Origin of the sequence: Shewanella metallivivens, assembly GCF_028750675.1 — a bacterium.
GTDB classification, from domain to species: Bacteria; Pseudomonadota; Gammaproteobacteria; order Enterobacterales; family Shewanellaceae; genus Shewanella; species Shewanella metallivivens.
This window is the reverse complement of sequence record NZ_JAQQPZ010000002.1, coordinates 190030-208287: the sequence shown is the minus strand read 5'-3', so window position 1 is coordinate 208287 and position 18258 is coordinate 190030. Positions and strand designations below refer to the sequence as shown.

The 18258-nt window shown below is 40.2% G+C and carries 16 protein-coding genes; 8 read left to right on the top strand and 8 right to left on the bottom strand.

Annotation, left to right across the window (positions count from 1 at the left end):
- Nucleotides 1–365: 365 nt before the first annotated feature.
- Nucleotides 366–1268, bottom strand: a complete 903-nt coding sequence (locus PQR79_RS03815) for a LysR family transcriptional regulator (protein ID WP_238104032.1) — start codon at nucleotides 1266–1268, stop codon at nucleotides 366–368.
- Between the two features lie 127 nt (nucleotides 1269–1395).
- Here PQR79_RS03815 and PQR79_RS03810 point away from each other — a divergent pair, with 127 nt between their 5' ends.
- Together PQR79_RS03810 and PQR79_RS03805 are read left to right on the top strand one after the other, a co-directional pair.
- Nucleotides 1396–2178: a DODA-type extradiol aromatic ring-opening family dioxygenase gene (locus PQR79_RS03810; RefSeq protein WP_238104033.1), complete on the top strand. Its 783-nt coding sequence runs from the start codon at nucleotides 1396–1398 to the stop codon at nucleotides 2176–2178.
- Between the two features lie 363 nt (nucleotides 2179–2541).
- Entirely contained in the window at nucleotides 2542–3756 is a 1215-nt protein-coding gene (locus tag PQR79_RS03805; protein WP_238104034.1) for a cyclic di-GMP phosphodiesterase, read from the top strand.
- A gap of 19 nt (nucleotides 3757–3775) precedes the next feature.
- Here the strand turns inward: PQR79_RS03805 and PQR79_RS03800 are convergent, their stop codons facing one another.
- Both PQR79_RS03800 and PQR79_RS03795 read right to left on the bottom strand, forming a co-directional pair.
- Nucleotides 3776–4915, bottom strand: a complete 1140-nt coding sequence (locus tag PQR79_RS03800) for an acyltransferase family protein (protein ID WP_274408383.1) — start codon at nucleotides 4913–4915, stop codon at nucleotides 3776–3778.
- 133 nt (nucleotides 4916–5048) lie between these two features.
- The gene (locus PQR79_RS03795; RefSeq protein ID WP_238104036.1) at nucleotides 5049–5957 is read right to left on the bottom strand and encodes a LysR family transcriptional regulator; all 909 of its coding nucleotides are present in this window, start codon (nucleotides 5955–5957) and stop codon (nucleotides 5049–5051) included.
- A gap of 118 nt (nucleotides 5958–6075) precedes the next feature.
- Between PQR79_RS03795 and PQR79_RS03790 the strand changes: the two genes are divergently transcribed.
- From PQR79_RS03790 to PQR79_RS03765, 6 genes are all read left to right on the top strand, one after another.
- Nucleotides 6076–6726, top strand: coding sequence for a peroxiredoxin-like family protein (locus PQR79_RS03790; RefSeq protein ID WP_238104037.1), 651 nt, complete (start codon nucleotides 6076–6078; stop codon nucleotides 6724–6726).
- A 91-nt stretch (nucleotides 6727–6817) separates the two neighbouring features.
- Nucleotides 6818–7969, top strand: coding sequence for an MFS transporter (locus tag PQR79_RS03785; protein WP_238104038.1), 1152 nt, complete (start codon nucleotides 6818–6820; stop codon nucleotides 7967–7969).
- Between the two features lie 316 nt (nucleotides 7970–8285).
- Nucleotides 8286–9326 carry an NAD(P)H-hydrate dehydratase gene (locus PQR79_RS03780; protein ID WP_238104039.1) on the top strand — a complete coding sequence of 347 codons (1041 nt, stop codon included), beginning with the start codon at nucleotides 8286–8288 and terminating at the stop codon, nucleotides 9324–9326.
- A gap of 567 nt (nucleotides 9327–9893) precedes the next feature.
- Nucleotides 9894–10691 (top strand): polyphosphate polymerase domain-containing protein, encoded by a 798-nt coding sequence (locus PQR79_RS03775; protein ID WP_238104040.1) that lies wholly within the window; start codon nucleotides 9894–9896, stop codon nucleotides 10689–10691.
- 1 nt (nucleotide 10692) lies between these two features.
- Nucleotides 10693–11316, top strand: a complete 624-nt coding sequence (locus PQR79_RS03770) for a DUF4956 domain-containing protein (RefSeq protein WP_238104041.1) — start codon at nucleotides 10693–10695, stop codon at nucleotides 11314–11316.
- Nucleotides 11313–12389, top strand: a complete 1077-nt coding sequence (locus PQR79_RS03765; protein ID WP_274408382.1) for an OprO/OprP family phosphate-selective porin — start codon at nucleotides 11313–11315, stop codon at nucleotides 12387–12389. Before PQR79_RS03770 ends, PQR79_RS03765 begins: the two co-directional genes overlap by 4 nt.
- 93 nt (nucleotides 12390–12482) lie before the next feature.
- Here PQR79_RS03765 and PQR79_RS03760 read toward each other — a convergent pair whose 3' ends face one another.
- From PQR79_RS03760 to PQR79_RS03740, 5 genes are all read right to left on the bottom strand, one after another.
- Nucleotides 12483–12659, bottom strand: coding sequence for a hypothetical protein (locus PQR79_RS03760; RefSeq protein ID WP_238104043.1), 177 nt, complete (start codon nucleotides 12657–12659; stop codon nucleotides 12483–12485).
- Nucleotides 12660–13115: 456 nt separating this feature from the next.
- Nucleotides 13116–14951 carry a putative bifunctional diguanylate cyclase/phosphodiesterase gene (locus tag PQR79_RS03755; RefSeq protein WP_238104044.1) on the bottom strand — a complete coding sequence of 612 codons (1836 nt, stop codon included), beginning with the start codon at nucleotides 14949–14951 and terminating at the stop codon, nucleotides 13116–13118.
- A gap of 1 nt (nucleotide 14952) precedes the next feature.
- Entirely contained in the window at nucleotides 14953–16098 is a 1146-nt protein-coding gene (locus PQR79_RS03750) for an FIST C-terminal domain-containing protein (RefSeq protein WP_238104045.1), read from the bottom strand.
- A 215-nt stretch (nucleotides 16099–16313) separates the two neighbouring features.
- Nucleotides 16314–17519: a class I SAM-dependent methyltransferase gene (locus PQR79_RS03745; protein WP_238104046.1), complete on the bottom strand. Its 1206-nt coding sequence runs from the start codon at nucleotides 17517–17519 to the stop codon at nucleotides 16314–16316.
- Nucleotides 17520–17735: 216 nt separating this feature from the next.
- Nucleotides 17736–18179, bottom strand: a complete 444-nt coding sequence (locus tag PQR79_RS03740; protein WP_238104047.1) for a hypothetical protein — start codon at nucleotides 18177–18179, stop codon at nucleotides 17736–17738.
- Nucleotides 18180–18258 lie beyond the last annotated feature (79 nt).

Sequence of the window (18258 nt, the reverse complement as noted above, 5' to 3'; positions counted from 1 at the left end):
GAACAATTAACCCAAGTTGATTAGGACCTGTTGATCTTTCAAGGTTGTTTTTGCGGCGAATTGTTGGCCATTACTCACATTTACAACTGCGCGGCAGAGACTTCGAGGTGTAGTTATTCTACATAAAAAGTCGATAACGCCGTAAAAATGGCCAACAAACGCTACCCGAAGGGTTCGGCTAAAAACGTTTTACTTTTTGTTGAATGACTCTTTGCGAATAAAGAGTTGCTTAGATGGCTAGGCATCAATCCATTCGCCTCGATTAACACGTTTTTAACTCGAACAAAATTTAACCAGCAAAGATCAACAGGCCCTAGTCAAAGACATAATAAATTCCTAAAAAATAAAAGCTGTTAACCTCGGTTTTACACTTGTTCCCAAGATGGCGGCGTTGAGTAATATTGGCTAACAAACTCAATAAAACAGGCCACTTTAGGCGTTAAATATTGCCGATTTGCATACACCATATACAAGCCTACAGGCTTAGGCTCATAACCTTGTAAAATGCGCACTAACTTACCCTCGGCGAGCGCCTTACCCGCAATAAACGTTGGTTGAATAACAATACCGCCGCCTAATATTGCTGTATTGACCAGCAACTCACCATTGTTGGCAATTAAGTTATCATTAAAATCAATAGTATGACGCATGTTATCAAACCCAGAAAACAGCATTGCATCATCAGAATAAGCGTACTTCAAATAGTGATGATGCTGTAATTCAGCCGGTGTTTTAGGTAACCCGCGTGTAGCAAGATAATCTGGTGAAGCCATAATAGCGATATTGATTGGCGCCACTTTTTTACAAATGTAAGACGAGTCAGCCAGTTGTCCAATACGCATTGCCACATCCACCCCCTCATCAACAATATCAACTTTGATATCAGTTAAGGTGATTTTCAATTTGATTTGCGGATAAAGTTGCTGAAAACTCATCAATAGATGAGGTAAATGCAAAGTGCCAAAAGACATAGGCGCACTAATGGTTAAAGTCCCCGAGACAACTTGAGCATGCTCTGTTAAACGGCTCTCCATATCATCAATATCAGCAATAATTTGCACACAGCGTTGGTAATAGTCACTGCCCGCTTGGGTCAAACTCAATCGACGAGTGGTGCGCTGCAATAACCGCGTTTGCAAACTTTGCTCTAGAGCCGAAATGTACTTACTTACCAATTGTGGCGAAACGGCTAATTTATCGGCCGCTTTAGTAAATGCCCCTTCTTGCACTACGGTCAAAAAGGCCCGCATGGTGTCGAGTTTATCCATTGATTAACAACATATTGTTGATTGTTTATCTCTTTTTAGCATATTTATCTATAAATAGGTTAACAATATAGTGATTAGCACAGGTGTAAAGTCGCCGTTTCGGCACAACCAACATGAGACTCATGATATGACGCAGCAAAAACCACTTTTTATATCTCACGGCTCGCCAATGATGGCAGTAGAAAAAAGCCAAACGTCACGGTTTTTACAACAATTAGGCCAAGCTATTCCTACACCGAGTGCCATTGTGGTGTTTTCTGCCCATTTTGATGTTAAACACGATGTGATCATTACTGCAGGGCAGCAGCCTGAAACTATTCACGATTTTTATCATTTTCCAGATGAACTTTACCAAATCCGCTACCCGGCACCCGGGGAGCCAAAGCTTGCCCTGCGCATTGCCACACTGTTTGCCGACGCCAATATCAATGCCAAGTTAGACAACCAACAAGGCTGGGACCATGGTGTGTGGATCCCACTCAGGTTAATGTACCCACAGGCCAATATTCCCATCGTACAGATTTCAATTAACACCCGTATTGGCGCCGCGCAGAATTATCGTTATGGCCAGCTTTTAGCTCAATTAAAAAATGACAATATTCTTGTTATAGGTTCGGGCGGGATAAGTCATAATTTAGCGGAGGTATTTGCACGCACTAAAACACCTAATGGGATCGACATGATGAACCAGTTTAGGCATTGGGTTGAACACAAGCTGATAAATAATGATATTGAGTCGCTATTGAACTATCAACAACTTGCTCCGCATGCTCAATTTAACCACCCAACTCAGGAGCATTTTTTACCGTTAATGTCGGTACTTGGTGCAAGTGGCAACACTCAAGCTCACAAAATACACCAAGATGTTGAGTATGAATTGTTAGCACTTGATGCTTATTCATTCTCTTAAGCGATTAGAAATATAAATTCAATCACGACCGAGTATTAAAAGACCTCAGTAACATTAAATAACTGTATTTACGATATAAACTGACTTTAACTGAACAAAAATACTCCAAAAAAGTCACAATTTGCCAAAGCTAATGGATCTACTGCGTAAATCAGCATAAACTCAGAAGCATGTGTTGCTAAACACCATTGATTCACATCACAAAATAATGCTTTTTGAGCTTTGTCTAAAAGCTAACGAAACCTCGTATAATTTCGCTTATATTACTTTATCAAATGAGTTATCTTGTAACATAGCGTATAAATATAGAGACAAATTCGTTGATATATTTGATGTTGATAAGTAGCCTCAAGGAACCGATTTATGCTGATTGAACATGACATTACTGACGTACGAGTTGGGATGTATGTGGTCGAAATCACCGAGCCTAAAGATACATTTACACTGACCAAGCCCGGCGTGCTTAAAAGTGAACGTGTTATTGAGGCATTAAGGCGTAAATCTGTCACTAAACTATTAATTGACACCAGTAAAACCGAAGTCATTGTTGAGCCCAGTGTGGCAAAAGCCAAAGCACCACTGCAACCACCTCATAGAGTCAGTAGCACACGCCCAATAACCAAGCCTAATTTCTTTAATCAAGAAATCGTTAGAGCGCGCCAAGTGTTTAACGAATCAAAAGATATTCAAAAAAAGCTGTTTCATAATGCGCAACATGGCTTGCCATTAGACATGGATCCGGTACAAAAAATTACCACTGAATCAACCGACCTTATTTTTAATAATCCCAATGCCTTGTCGTGCGTGATTAACATCCGTAATAAAGACGAGTATTTATTAGAGCATTCGGTTTCTGTGTCTGTATTAATGACCATGTTTGCTGTTTATAAAAAAATAGACAAAGACATTGTTAATCAATTAGCCGTGGGGGCATTTTTGCATGATGTGGGCAAAATCATGATCCCCGATCGGATTTTAAATAAACCCGATCGACTGACTGAAGATGAGTTTCATATCATGAAAACTCATGCCAGCTATTCGATTGAAATCATGAAAAGCACCCCAGGTATCAGTCCATTAAGCCTTGAGGTCGCCAGCTTACACCATGAGAAACTCAACGGTGAAGGTTATCCTTTTGGGGTACCGGCCGAAAAAATTACTTTATATGGGCGGATGATCAGCATTTGCGATATTTACGATGCGCTGACGTCTCACCGTTGTTATAAAGAAGGTTATGCCCAAGTTAAAGCCTTTAGCATATTACGGGCTTTGGGAGACAAAAATGAACTCGACAAAGATTTAGTCGACGAATTTATTCGCTGTATGGGGGTTTACCCTGTTGGCTCAGTGGTGCAATTAGAATCTAACAGATTGGCCATTGTTGAAGGGCATAACCCTAAAGATCCTATCCGCCCATTAGTGAAACCGTTTTACCATTTAAAGCCAGATCACTTTGAAGCTGGCCAGAAAATTGACCTGGCCACCGTCACCGACGATTTAATTGTAAAGTGCGTTCGGGCTGACGATTACAATCTCAATATGGAACAAATTATCGAGTTTTTGGCTCACGAAGGTTAATGACAACATTCAACAAAACTCAGGTGTTTTGATGTTCACGAGTGCCCTTTTTTAGGCCAAATAAATAACGTATCAGATTAAAAGGTTTGATTACCCAGTAGCACAGCGCGGTACATATAATAAAGGCGCTAATAAGCAAACTGAGCGATTTTACCATGATCCCCACCTGCCACTGCACAATATAAAACGCCAACATCACAATGACCGTTTGATGCAAAATATAAAATGGATAAATGAGCTCATTGGTTTGCTTCAGCCAGATGGGGGTTTTGTTAAGATACGCACTGGCAAATCCGACCATGGTCAATAATCCAGACCACGACACTAAACAGCACACCCACCACCAAATCTGCCAGCGAGCCGTTAACGACAAATACGCACTTAAGTCTGGCGAGTAATAGTATGCATAAAACAGTAACGTGCTAATAAGTAAACTGATTAAATAGGTGCGACGATGTAAAGCCAATGTTTGCCAAACACGCGCACTGTATATAAAACTCATGCCTGCAAAAAAGAAAAACACATAAAACACGCTCAGAGACAGGTTTTCAATATGATGACTGTCATCAGGCATCAGGTATTTTGCCCAGCCTCGGATCAGTGCCAACACGATAACTAACGCCAGTAACCCCCATTTAAACTGACTTAATCGCTCAAGCCAATTGAGCCAACGCTTGCCTATATTACTGGCTAAAAAGTGTTTAAAAGGAATGGCCAATAGCATAAATACCAGCAGAAATTCGATAAACCATAAGTGGTTGGTATCAAACGACAGCATGAGCTGACCGTAGGCTGATAAAAACGAATCATAATCGGCGATATTTTCGATATAATTTTGCGGCGGTACAATCAATATCATCCCCACCAGCAATGGTATAAATAACCGATGAAATTTACTGATCATAAATGACTTTGCCGACATTTTTTGCAGTAACAATAAACTACCGGCCCCTGCAATAAAAAATAACGTTTGTAGCCTCAGTTGTTCAAAATAAACCATTATGTCATCAAGCACTTTGCTGGACTCACTGTTCATGACATGCCAGTCATCACCATTGAATGGCATAAAGACATGATGCAGAAAAACAGCAAAAATTAATATCACCCGTAACCAATCAAGTTCACAATAGCGTCTACTTTGGGGTAAAGCCTTGTCCATAATCAATGCCTTCCTCTGGCTTATTCGTGTAGAAGTATGCCGTGATGGTGTAGTGATCAATATCAGCAATAAAATACTATTAAGGCTATTTTAGGGCATGAGTAGCATACGGCAACAAAAAGCCCGATTTTTACTAGGCCATACCTTTTGCAATGCTTGGTTGATTAGCGATGACAAGCGCCACAAAAGCATCGACCGTAGCACTGTGATTAGTTGACTTGACATGCAACTGTGTCGCAATTGATTTATGCGCATCAGTAAGCGTTAAAAAATGGCAACCTTGGCGGTATAATTTACTAATACAATACGGCGCAATAGCCACGCCTAACCCCGCGGCCACCTCGGTGAGTAAGGTTTGCATATGCCGAGGCTGGCTCACAATATTGGCTGAAAACCCAGCTTGTTTACACAACATAATAGTGTCATCAAACAAGCCGACGGCTTCATCTCGATGGAATATAATTAATTTTTGTTGCTGTAACTGGCTCAACGCAATCTCAGTGTATTGGGCTAACGGGTGGTGTGCTCCGACAACGGCAACGAGCTTGTCGATATAGATATCGGTACTGATAAATTCATCTTGGATCCCTGTTGGTAATGGCCGAGAAAAACCGACATCAATTTGATTATGCTTAAATGCTTCTATTTGTTCTGTCGCGGTCATCTCAAATAAACTGACATGCACATCAGGGTGATGCTCAGAATAATCACGAATAAGATCTGCCATAAAACTTAAACAAGCTGAACTTAAATAGGCAATGTTTAACTCGCCCATCAGCCCTTGCTGCGCGCGCTTAACCTGATCTTTGGCTTTATCAGCTAAGGCAATAATTTGTTTTGCGTCATGCAGTAACTGCTCACCTGCGCTGGTAATGATGACTTCGCGCGAGTTACGAATAAACAGCGCCACTCCAAGCTCGTCTTCAAGCATGGCGATATGTCGGCTAATGGCAGGCTGTACCGTGTTGAGTTCGCGCGCGGCAGCTGAAAAACTCTGATGTACCGCTACGCTAATAAAACTCTTTAATGTTTTAATGTCCACAACCACCTCAAATACATAATTTGTATAGATTCTATAAAATAATAACATTTTTGTTATAGATCCATTGTGTTTATTCTACAAGCAATCTGATTTAAGGCTGTAAAAGAGAGGAAACACCATGCAAAGCTTACAACAGCAAACCGATGCGAAAATCGCAGAAGGAAGACAAAAAAATCCTGCGTTTATGCAAAAAGTAGACGAAATCATTGCTCAATCAAAATCGTTTCTACAAGGTAACGACGCGTTAAAACTTGCACAAACAGCGCCTCAATTTTCACTGCCTAATGCCAATGGACAAACCATTTCATTGGCTAATTTATTGCAAAAAGGCCCTGTGGTGGTGACATTTTACCGTGGCAGTTGGTGCCCATATTGCAATTTACAACTGCGGGCATTGCAAGCACGCTTGAGTGATATTAACGCCCTCGGCGCGCAGCTTGTTGCGATTAGCCCACAAATACCCGACGGTACAATGACCCAAGATGAAATCAGCAAGTTGGATTTTGAGGTGCTATCGGATCAAGATGCAACAGTCGCAGCGCAATTTGGCGTCGCCTGGCAGGTTCCTGAGTTTTTGAGTGAGCATATGCGCGTAGATCGCGAGCTGGACTTAGAGGCCATTAATAATGGCAACAGCAAGATATTACCCATCCCGGCAACGTTTGTGATTAACCGCGAAGGCAAAGTGACCTGGCGCTTTGTGGATGTTGATTACCGCACCCGCTCAGAGCCCGACGATATTATCAATGCACTGACAGCATTATCTTAACCTCCGACTCTTTCGTCCTCGCATTACAGGTTCACTCGTAGGGTCGCTTCTATTTAGCGGCCATTGAGCGACTATTTCACAGGAAATACCCATGACTCATTTATCTAAATTGGGCAGTTTTACGCTGCTGTGTATTGCCAGTCTGACCATTATGGTTGGTGCCCTTGTCGCTCCTGGGCTAATCAGTATATCTACGGCATTAGGCATCAATGAGTATGCTGTATGGTTAGTGACATTTCCGGCCTTAGGCGCGGTTTTATTTGCCCCCATTGCAGGTAAATCAATTGATAAATTTGGCGCTTATCGTTCACTTATCATCGGTTTGATATTGTATGGCACGCTGGGGTTTGCCGTGTATTGGCTACAAGGTCCGTGGTTTGTACTATCTAATCGTATTTTATTAGGCGGCATTACGGCTGTGGTGATGGCGAGTAGTACGATATTGATTTCGCAATGGTATGTGGGTCATGAACGCCTCAACATGATTGCTAAACAAGGTATGGCGATTGAACTTGGCGGGGTTTTATTTTTGTTTTTGGGCGGTAAACTGGCCAGCTTGTATTGGGCTTATCCTTTAAGTTTATACTTGGTTGCTTGGTTATTTTTACTGATGTTGTTGCTGTTTGTGCCACGTAAACACCCAACTCTCACCGCTGAAACACAAATCAATAGCACCCAGCCCCAACAAGGCTTAGCACTGAAGCACGTGTATCTATTTGCTACATTGGCAATGGTGGTGTTTTTTACCGCGATTGTTCAACTCCCCAATAGCATGGCACAACAAGGGTTTAATGAAGCGCTAGTGGGTAATGTTTTAGCGTTTATCTCATTAGTTGCCGTTGTTGCAGCGCACTTTATGCCAAAAGTAGCCAGATACATGAGCACAAGCTATTTACTCGCGATTGCATTTTTTGCCTATGTTATCGCCCATTTTGTATTTGCAAACGCCAATGGCTTGTCGATATTTTTCGTGGGTTCTGTGTTTGCGGGTGTTGGTTTTGGCTTCAGTATTCCATTACTTAATCATATGACAGTAGAAAAAAGTGCAGCCAATGTTAGAGGTAAAAATTTATCCTATTTTACCATGGCAGTGTTTGGCGGGCAGTTTATTACGTCATTTGTTGAGTTTATTCCTGGTGGAGCCGCAGCAAGTTTTTATGCCTGTATGTTGTTGGCAGGCATAGTATCGGTGGTATTGATCCTCATGCAACACAACGACAACAAGGTAATCTGCTCGCAATAGGAGCAATTAAGCTCCAGTCGCAACGCAGTGATGATTCAATCCGTAGACACTTAATTTAAAAGCAGCATATTACTGTTATACCAACCGCATTAATAAGTCACTATTTTCACTGGCTATGCTCGGTGATGACCGTAACATCTTTGAAACGTATGTAGCAGATAAGTCGGTGTATCAACGCGATACGCTTAACCCTCGATAAAGCTTAATATGCATAAATGACAACAGCTTAACTTGTTGTCATTTTATGCGTTAGCGCACAAAAATTGACCACACTTATGTTATGGTTAATGTTAGATAATCATTTTAGGGCGCTAATATGCAAACTCTCACCAAAGAATACATTACCTCATTGTTACCAATGCGCCCTGATAATAGCCATAAAGCGACCTTTGGCCATGTGCTCAATATTGCCGGCTCAATGCATTATCGCGGTGCAGCGTATTTATCGAGTTTATCGGCACTTAGAACTGGCGCAGGTTACGTCACACTGGCCAGCAGTCCTGGTGTTTGTCAGAGCGTAAGCGCATTAACGCCTAACATTGTCATGCGGCCGTTACCGACTCGACCGGTTATTTACGCCGAATTAAGTCCGCAAATGACCGATTCAGTGTGTATCGGATTACAATCTATCGATACTGAGTCAATAGATGAAAAAGCGGTAATACAGTTGCATGATTTATTAGAGAAAGCATCGGTTATCACCGTGGGCAGTGGCCTAAGTATTGGCCAAAGTAAAGATGAGTTTAACGACTCAACAGCACCTTTAAGCAGCATGGCAATTGCCGAGGGGAATCATTGTTTTTTCTTGGCCTTACTTGGCGCCCTGCAAACTCGCAGTCAAAGTATGGTATTTGACGCTGATGCGCTCAATTTTATTAGCCATTTTTTACATCATTCCCCGCGTAAACCACAAACACCGTTGCACTTACCTAAAAACAGTATTATTACCCCACATCCTAAAGAACTGGCACGTCTACTTAATATTGACGTTGAAGCAATCCAAGCAGATCGCGTTCACTATGCAACAGAAGCAGCCAAGCAATTAAACACCATCGTGCTGCTAAAAGGTTACCACACGGTGATAAGCGACGGTGAATACGCATTTATTAACCCCACAGGCAATAACGCCCTAGCAAAAGCTGGCAGCGGAGATGTATTAACCGGCATTATTGGCGGATTTTGCGCTCAAGGCCTAAGTCCATTAAATGCAACTTGCTTAGGTGTATATTTGCACGGACTAGCAGGTGATTTAGCCGCGCAGGCATTAAGCGAATATTCAGTGCTCGCCAGTGACTTACTTGACTATATCCCAAAGGCCATTAAGCAAATTACAAACGTTAAGCCAATAAACGTTTAGCACTTATCATAATTAACACGCCGTGAATGATCAGCTGTCGCTCACGACCTATTTGTTAACGTTACATTCATTAGCCTGAGTGTGATTGACTTACTGCTCAGTATTATCATGTCGTTTAAATCATACCAATGTGCATTAATAAGTAATGACTCAGCGAGCGGTGAAAAGGGCTTAAACAAGACACATGACTGAATGAATAGTGGTTCTCTTTCGAAGTCATGCAACGCATTGTAAGCCAAGAATAAAGGTCACTGAGGTCATTAATTAACACCCAAATAGTCATTTATATCCCACATATATAACGAATATTCATGCCCAAATTAATATCACCTAACACTATATGAAAGCGTAAATCATTTTTTAAAATATAAAAACAAATAAAATCTACCATCTTCAGCCTTTCTCCACACTTACATCATACTTTCTGCACATTGTATTTGTACAATTAACACTGATTTAATATTGATCACATTCAAAATAAATTATTAAAAAACCATCTTCACTTTGACTTAAATCAACGATAACTAAATAAAACAAAAACCATATCGATAATAATAAGTACCTCAAATGAATATAAACAATCCGAACATTGAGCAGTTGCTATCAACATTTAAGAGCCATAGTTTAAACGATTTACAACATGCTAACTTACAAGATAGAGTGGACTCAAAATTCATTTTACCTTTGGCATTTTTACCTCATTTACTACAAGCTGCTCATCATCATTACAGCGTGTTAGAGATCAATGGCAAGCGTACGTCAAATTATTTTAATCAATACTTTGATACTCAAGATATGCATTTTTATAAAGATCATCACAATGGTAAACTAAACCGCTTTAAAGTACGTAAACGGACTTACCTCGATACACAAACACAATACCTTGAAGTTAAATTTAAAAACAATCACAAACGCACCATAAAAAGCCGTATACGCTGCAATGATAATGCGCTATCAGACGACAATAACCACGCTTTTATTCAGCAACATTTGGGTTATGACCTTACTCGACTGTCTGTTTCGCAGCAAGGTGGTTATCAACGCATAGCTCTTGCAAATGAAGCGATTCCTGAGCGCATAACGATTGACTTTAACCTTTGGTATCAATCATCGACAGGAGAAAACCGTATTGATCTAAACGGTTTTTTTATTGTTGAGTTAAAACAGCAAAAACACTCAAAAAGTTCGCCATTTTATCAGTTGTTACCACAACATTATTTTTCACCGACCCCATTCAGTAAATATTGCATTGGTTGTGTATTACTACGCCAACAAGCAATTAAATATAATCGTTTCAAACCGACACTCATGAAACTTTCTACTTTAAACCAACCAAACCAACATACCGTATTATGGAATCATTAATATGACAGAAATCACCCCAGAATTTATTGTTTTATTTTTAGTTAACTTTATATCAATTGTGATGTTATGTTACGGTTGTTATTTCCGAACCAATAAAAATGCAACGGTAGCAGGTTCGCTTGTTTTATTTGGTATCGGGATATTTTTAATTACGTACTTACTCCACGGTGTTGATATGTCAATGGAGTTTGCATTTGGCTTATTTGCTGTATTTGGTATGTTGCGTTATCGCACAGACACCATCTCAATTAAAGAAATGACGTATTTGTTTATGGTAACGGCTATTGCTTTACTTTGTGCTGTGAGTAAACTACCGACATTTGAGCTCTTTTTAATCAATGCATTTTTATGTTTCATTGCTTTTTTAGTCGATACACGCTTTTTTCAAGGACAACATAAAATACAACGTATTTCGTATGAACGAATCGACAATATTAAACCGCAAAACAAAGCGTTATTACTCGAAGATTTACGTGACCGCACAGGTTTGCATGTTACCAATGCAGAAATAGAGCACATTGACTTCCTGAGAGATACTGCCGAACTCATCGTTTACTACATCCCCACTCCTGCTCAACAAACGCTCGCCACTAATCGTAATAATCAAGTAGAAGCAAATTCATGAGAACATTAATATCATATATCGTGCCCGCTTTATTGGTCGTCACGACCAGCGCAATGGCTACAGAATATCCTGAATTAAATTTTGGTGGTTATATCATGCTCGACCATGATCAGTTTTCAGATCTTTATCTAGAAGATGATGAAAAATCTAATCATGGCACTGACATACGCCGTGCAAGATTAAGCGTTAAGACCAAATTTAGTGAAAATTGGCGCAGTAAATTTCAGGTAGACGTTGCTGATGGTGAGTTCAATATTAAAGATGCTTATGTTCAATATAAAGGATTTGATTGGGTTGATATCACGGTTGGCCAGCAAAAAGAGCCTTTGGGACTGGAAAAACTCACCAGTTCTAGAGATACCTTTATGATTGAACGCAGCATGGTCACCGAAGTCCTAGCTCCTGGGCGCAACATTGGCGTAAAGCTCAGCGGGACTCCTGGTGATTTCACCTGGGATTTAGGTTACTTTCAAGAAGACAACTCACAAAACAGTTATGGTATCACTGGCCGACTAACTTGGGCTTTAGTCGATGACGACGACAATTTTTTTCATCTCGGCTCGGCGTTAAGTGAACGGCAACTCGGTGGCGATGAATATAGAGTTAATCAGACATTAGAAGTGTATTCAAGCGACTCATTACTAGAAGGCACCCGCCTAGACGCCGAAGATATGTCATTAGCCAGTGTTGAATTAATGTGGCAATACTTAGGTTTTGTCTCTATGGCTGAATGGATTGAAACCGATATAGACGATCCCAGCCGTGGAACTTACCACTACCAAGGCGGATATTACCAAATGAGTTACCCATTATCAGGTAAAAATCGTCGTTATAAAGATGGGAAACTGGACACAATTAAAGCCGAACATGATTGGGAACTCACATGGCGAATGAGTCAGTTCGAATTAGATCAAGAAAATCGTAAGGCGCAAACGTTTGCTGTTGGGGTAAACTATTTGGTCAATCAAGACTTAATGTTTAAAGCCAACTTTATACGAGCAAAACATCAGGAAGATGGCGCAACTTATGGTTATGACAATGCGTTTTCGTTTCGTGCGCAATACAGCTTTTAAAGGCTAAACCCTTTACCAAGTATATAGTCAATCAACACAGATTATGAAAATTTGTGTTGTTTGACTTACCGTTTTTATCACCGCATCTTACTATTATCGTGATGTTCTACGAGAACGAGTAGACTTAATAATACCAAGCCAAAATGCTATCTCAAGCAATACCCCCATGATAATAAACGCCACTGCACCTGTTGCACTACCAACGGAATAACAAATTAGGGCTAAACAAACTAATGCGCCCAATAATAAATATTTTATGGCGTTACTCATATTCACTCCTACTTATGTTAATCAATACGATCAAGTTTCACACTTTGACTTTTCAATGGTTTAACTATCATTGCCCTCGCCATATTTTTGACCGAGTCTCATCATCATACCCTAAACCATCAATGAAACATAAAAGGATGAACGTCATGACTAACGGAACAACACAACCATTTATTCAAATTAAAAATGGGTATAAGGTCGCAGTTTCAATAGTAAGGGGGACCTAAAGACTGCATTCTGGTAAATAACGGACATACCGTTGGTCTCAAAGGCATTTTTCTTGATATAGACAAAGCTGAAACCTTCGCCTTTATAGACTTTCAGGTCCGGGAAATCGACATTAATCCGTCACGTTAACCGTTTTGTCGTAATCAAATCGCCATGGTATTTCAATGCCCCATCAAATAGTGATAAACCATTAATTTAGCATGTAAAATACTTTACCTATTGCCAATTTCAGGCGGTAAGCAGTGAAATGAAGTCGTTTAACGCCATTGGTTTATGAAAATAATATCCCTGAAACTCGTTACAACCCATGTTACTTAAGGTGGCCACTTCTGCTGCGGTTTCAACCCCTTCTGCAATCAAACCTAATTTAAAGGTTCTGGCAATTAACATGGTAGCCTCTACAATAGCGCGACTATCTTCACGCTTATCAATAAGCGACACGAAGCTCTTATCAATTTTTATTTTATCAACAGGCAAATGCTTAAGGTAACTTAACGATGAATAACCGGTACCAAAATCATCAATAGAAAGCTCAAAGCCAATTTGTTTTAACGCTGTAATTTTAGTTACCGCCAATTGAATATCTTCAAGCATGGCGCTTTCGGTTAATTCAAGTTCGATGTCACTGACCTTAATCTTATGTTTACTGATTAAGCCACTGATCCGTTCAATAAACTCAGCTTGATAAAACTGTTTGGCACTGACATTAATCGCCACTTTAATGTGTTGCTTCAAAGGCGTGTGTTGCAGCCTAGTAATGCATAAACATGCTTGTTCAAAAATCCACTCACCTAAGGGAATAATAAATCCTGATTTTTCAGCAATACCAATAAATTCATCTGGTGAAATAAACCCTAACTCGGCATGTTGCCAGCGGATAAGTAACTCGGCGCCAATAATGTCACCATGTTGATTAACTTGAGGTTGCGCTACCATAAAAAAGTCATTTTGGGCTAAGGCAGTGCGCATATCGGCATCCAGTAAATAACGGCGACGAGTTTGTTTTTCCATATCTTGTTGGTAAAACACCGAGTTGGTTCCTGTGGATGCTTTTGCCTTCGACATGGCTAAGTCACCCTGCATATAAACGGTGTATGCATCGCAGCTGTTCGCTGTAAAGTACGTCAGTCCAATACTCGCATTAACATCAATACTGCGATTACCAATCTTGTAGTTTTCGTCAAAACATTGGTGAACATGCAATAATAATTCATCAATATACTGTTGTTGCATTAATTGATTAGGACAAACAATAACAAATGCGTTTCCAGAAAAACGCCCTAAGATTTCTTGCTTAATACAAATCTGTTGTAGTCGCTGCGCTACTTGACACAACAATTCATCACCCACTTGATGCCCAAGCGAATCATTAATATCTCGAAAATTATCTAAATCAATAAACATTAATGCGCCAGAATTGTCATATTGTGCGCACAATTCGATTTGTTGATTTAGCACATTAATTAATCGCGTGCGGTTTGGTAAACCGGTCAACTCATCATGAAAAGCAATATACGTTAATTGTTGTTCGGCTTGTTTTCGTTTCTCAACTTCATTGACCACTTGTGAATGCTGCAAAGAAGCTCGGCATGCATAAAACAAATCTTTAACGGCTGGCGTTATGGCATTAATGACCTGAAGCGGTAATGGGCTATCATTGCGCTCTAGAATATAAATAGCCTGGTTTGATAAGGAAAAAAGCTGATAAAAAGTGCCACTATGTTCTATTAATTGAGTCTCTATTTGTTCTGTTGCAGGTTGGCTCAATACTTGATTAAAAATATGATTAATGGCGCTAATTTGATCCGGATAACATACCGTAACACTTGGCATACTCACCCGCCCCCAATCATGATGACTGACTTCGGTATTGGTAAATAAATCGCCAGCCATCTGTGTTGGTATATAGAGGTAAGCAGCCTTTACCGACAAACGGCGAATGCAGGTTTCCATATATCGACGGCACAACGACCTTAGGTCAGCATTTGCATTGAGGCTACGCGTAATTTCATACTGAATTGATACCAACTCTAATGTGGCTAAATTGGCAAATGAATTTGACACTTTACAGGCCTCCTAGCACTATTGTTTTATTTAAAAACTGAATAGCACCTTGGCATGTATTTTTAATTTCACCAATGGATAATACTCCGGCAAGTATTTTACCCTCAGGCAGTTGCTCACAAATGGCATCTAACTCTAATTGATAGTCATTACCTAAATAGAGCGCGCGCGAAATACAGTCAATTAACACGACATAGCGCATTTGGTCTGCAGTAGCAGGCAATAATTTTTGTGAAAATTGTTTACCCGCATCGCTTGCCGCTGTAATTAAAATATCTTGGGTGGCATTCAGAATATACACCAAACTATTTTCAGCAACGTTACCCACGCACAAAAGACTATTACCGTTAACCGCAATAATATCTCTAACTAAATACTCTTCATTTAATTGTTTTAAACCAAAAGGATAACTGTGTATATGTTGCACTATTTCATCTTGGGAGATCTCAATACCCCTGACGGCTGAAATCGCATCACTAAACACTGCTGCCGCAGGTTGATAATTCAAGCTATGGATGAGGTTGGCACTGGCTTCTGTGACTAAATATGGCCCAGCGACTTGAGGCAAGTCGTGTTTGCCCTCAACTTGCAGTTTAAAAGAGTTAGAATAACAAAAAATAATTGCCGCATTGCGATAACATCCCTGCTCATTGGCAATTGACACATTCGTCGGGTGATTAAGATCGCCAACTCCCGCACCAATTAAAATTCTGTCACTGCCTAAATTTTCATACACGGTGGCAATAAATGGCTCAACAGCATGGCTTAAACCATCAACAAAAATACCAGCAGATCCATAGGTACCATTGGTTGCCACGAACTGCTGTAATTGTTGGCACAATACCTCGTGGCTTGCACCAATATCAGGAATTAACAAGCTTGTGACGGGCCCTTTAAACCCCAGTATCAGTGTGCCGCTATAACTGTAATGCCGACCAAACACCACACCAGGAATAACACAGGCATTAACAGGAACAGATGTTGTCGCTGCTATTGCGGGTATAGACTCAATAGAGACTGTCGACTGACTGCCAATGACCACTAAAATATATTGTGCATCTTTGCTGACAGTTTGCGCTATCAATGCGACAACATCCTTTTCAGTGGCGTCATCTAAAAACTCGATGTTGGTAAATATGGCTGTCATTGTTTATTTGATGTTCCCTATCATTAAATGGCTTAATAATCATAGCCTAAAATACAACCATGCCTAAACAGTAAATAGGTAACTGTGGTTAAAGTCACACTAAGCCATTATAAACAAATGATAAATCAACTTCATTATTACGTTTTACACCATAAAACAATGCACTATCTAGGCCCAATACACGGAACAACCGCTCTATCGCAAACGTTAATCGCTTAGCTTAGTAAGGTTTCTAAACATTGTTCTTTAATACCGTAAAACGCTTTAATGTCAGCAATCTGCTTTAAAATAGCGCTATTATCTCTTGGTTGCTTACGTTTTTGCGCTAAAATCATTTTGTTTTTACTGGTGTGCTCGAGTGAAATAAACTCAAATACTTGGGTGTCGTAACCATGTGCTTCTAATAACAGTGCACGAAGGCCATCAGTGACCATTTCAGCTTCTTGACCTAAATGAATACCATGTTGCAATAATGGCGCAAGTAACTGTGGGCTTTGCATTTGTGGGCGAATTTGTTTGTGACAACATGGCGAACACATAATAATTTCTGCACCAGTTCGGATCCCCATATGCAGTGCATAATCAGTCGCAATATCACACGCATGCAAGGCAATCATGATGTTAATGCCCTGGGCTTTAAAGTGCTGTACATCACCTTGTTCAAACTTAATTCCGGTTAACGCTAACTTTGCCGCGGTTTGGTTGCACAAATCAACCAACCCCTGGCGTAACTCGACGCCTGTCACCAGGGTTTTCACCTGTAGCTTATCAATAAAATAGTCATGTACCGCAAAGGTTAAATAGGCCTTACCCGAGCCAAAATCGGCAATGTGCACTTCCTTTTTATCGGCTAAGCCGGTGTTATCAATGGCGCGTGATAATACTTCAATAAACTTATTGATTTGCTTCCACTTTCGTGACATCGACGGAATAATCTCGCCTTTTGCATCGGTAATACCTAGCTCGCGTAAATAAGGACGATCTTGTTCAACAAAGCGCTTTTTGGCCCGATTGTGTGACAGTGTGTCATCGACGCTAAGTTGCTTGTCGTGGTTTTTTGGCGCATTTTTATTGCGGTATTTATTGATTAGCACTTTGCCTTTTTTACTGATGCTCAACTGCACTTCCCACTCATGAGTGATTAAATGTGCACTTTGAAAATCACCCTCTAACCACTGCAGCCAAAGTGCGGCAGCATCTATTTGCTCAACATTTTTGGTAATATGATGGGTGCGATATTCATATAAACAAGATGCAAGACGTTGACCCTTAAGCTCTACGCTGCGTACAGCAATACGATTAAGCTCTTTGTCGTCGCCACGGTATTTAGAAAACACTAAACGTTGTAATGTATTGTCTGTTAACGCGTTAGCGCATTCTTGTACAAAGCCATTGAGTTCGAGGGAAGTTACGTTTGACATTAAAATCTCGTTTACAGTAAAAAATTTAAAGCGGCATGCCACAAATGATCTTAGTACACCTGATCCGAGAGCATCACTTGCGACTGATTATGATGGCCTATTCTACACCATATCGCGGGTACGACTCCCCTATTGATTTGGATTAGTTTATTTTGAGTAACTAACGGGCTCCGCTCATCATCAGAAAACCACAAGTACTGACATGGATAGATGTGCCTAAAGGTCGCTATCTACCACGTCAAACGCTATGGCTTGCAGAATTTGTTCTTCGACTATAACAACAAACTGATATGCACCAGGGAAGAACGGCTTTTTATCTTCAAATAAAAAAGCTTCATATTCTAAATTCATCGGCGGCTTAATTATCCAGTAACCCTCTGCTGCGAATTTTTCATAGCTCTCAGTGACAGAGTTAAACTTAAAAATATAGTAGCCCAATGAGTAACTTACTTTATCGATGTTTTCAACTCTACCCCCAAACCGATTAAGAGGAACGCCATCCTTTGATATTATTTTTAAATTAGGACTGATGACATAAGCCTCATCAACGTCAGTGATGTAACCAAACTCAACCTTAAACCCCTTCTCTACTTGTTGTTTAGGAATAGTGGCACAGGCAGACAAGAATAAAATAAATAAACACACAATAAACTTATTCATAAATCCCTTTAAATAAACAATCGAACAATAATGAATGTCGCAATCAAAAGGTATGTGACATAACAATGTAACCTAACGT

Coding starts and splice junctions, on each gene's coding strand:
- PQR79_RS03815 (WP_238104032.1), bottom strand. CDS start 1,268: ATGGATAAACTCGACACCATGCGGGCCTTTTTGACCGTAGTGCAAGAA.
- PQR79_RS03810 (WP_238104033.1), top strand. CDS start 1,396: ATGACGCAGCAAAAACCACTTTTTATATCTCACGGCTCGCCAATGATG.
- PQR79_RS03805 (WP_238104034.1), top strand. CDS start 2,542: ATGCTGATTGAACATGACATTACTGACGTACGAGTTGGGATGTATGTG.
- PQR79_RS03800 (WP_274408383.1), bottom strand. CDS start 4,915: ATGGACAAGGCTTTACCCCAAAGTAGACGCTATTGTGAACTTGATTGG.
- PQR79_RS03790 (WP_238104037.1), top strand. CDS start 6,076: ATGCAAAGCTTACAACAGCAAACCGATGCGAAAATCGCAGAAGGAAGA.
- PQR79_RS03785 (WP_238104038.1), top strand. CDS start 6,818: ATGACTCATTTATCTAAATTGGGCAGTTTTACGCTGCTGTGTATTGCC.
- PQR79_RS03780 (WP_238104039.1), top strand. CDS start 8,286: ATGCAAACTCTCACCAAAGAATACATTACCTCATTGTTACCAATGCGC.
- PQR79_RS03775 (WP_238104040.1), top strand. CDS start 9,894: ATGAATATAAACAATCCGAACATTGAGCAGTTGCTATCAACATTTAAG.
- PQR79_RS03770 (WP_238104041.1), top strand. CDS start 10,693: ATGACAGAAATCACCCCAGAATTTATTGTTTTATTTTTAGTTAACTTT.
- PQR79_RS03765 (WP_274408382.1), top strand. CDS start 11,313: ATGAGAACATTAATATCATATATCGTGCCCGCTTTATTGGTCGTCACG.
- PQR79_RS03760 (WP_238104043.1), bottom strand. CDS start 12,659: ATGAGTAACGCCATAAAATATTTATTATTGGGCGCATTAGTTTGTTTA.
- PQR79_RS03750 (WP_238104045.1), bottom strand. CDS start 16,098: ATGACAGCCATATTTACCAACATCGAGTTTTTAGATGACGCCACTGAA.
- PQR79_RS03745 (WP_238104046.1), bottom strand. CDS start 17,519: ATGTCAAACGTAACTTCCCTCGAACTCAATGGCTTTGTACAAGAATGC.
- PQR79_RS03740 (WP_238104047.1), bottom strand. CDS start 18,179: ATGAATAAGTTTATTGTGTGTTTATTTATTTTATTCTTGTCTGCCTGT.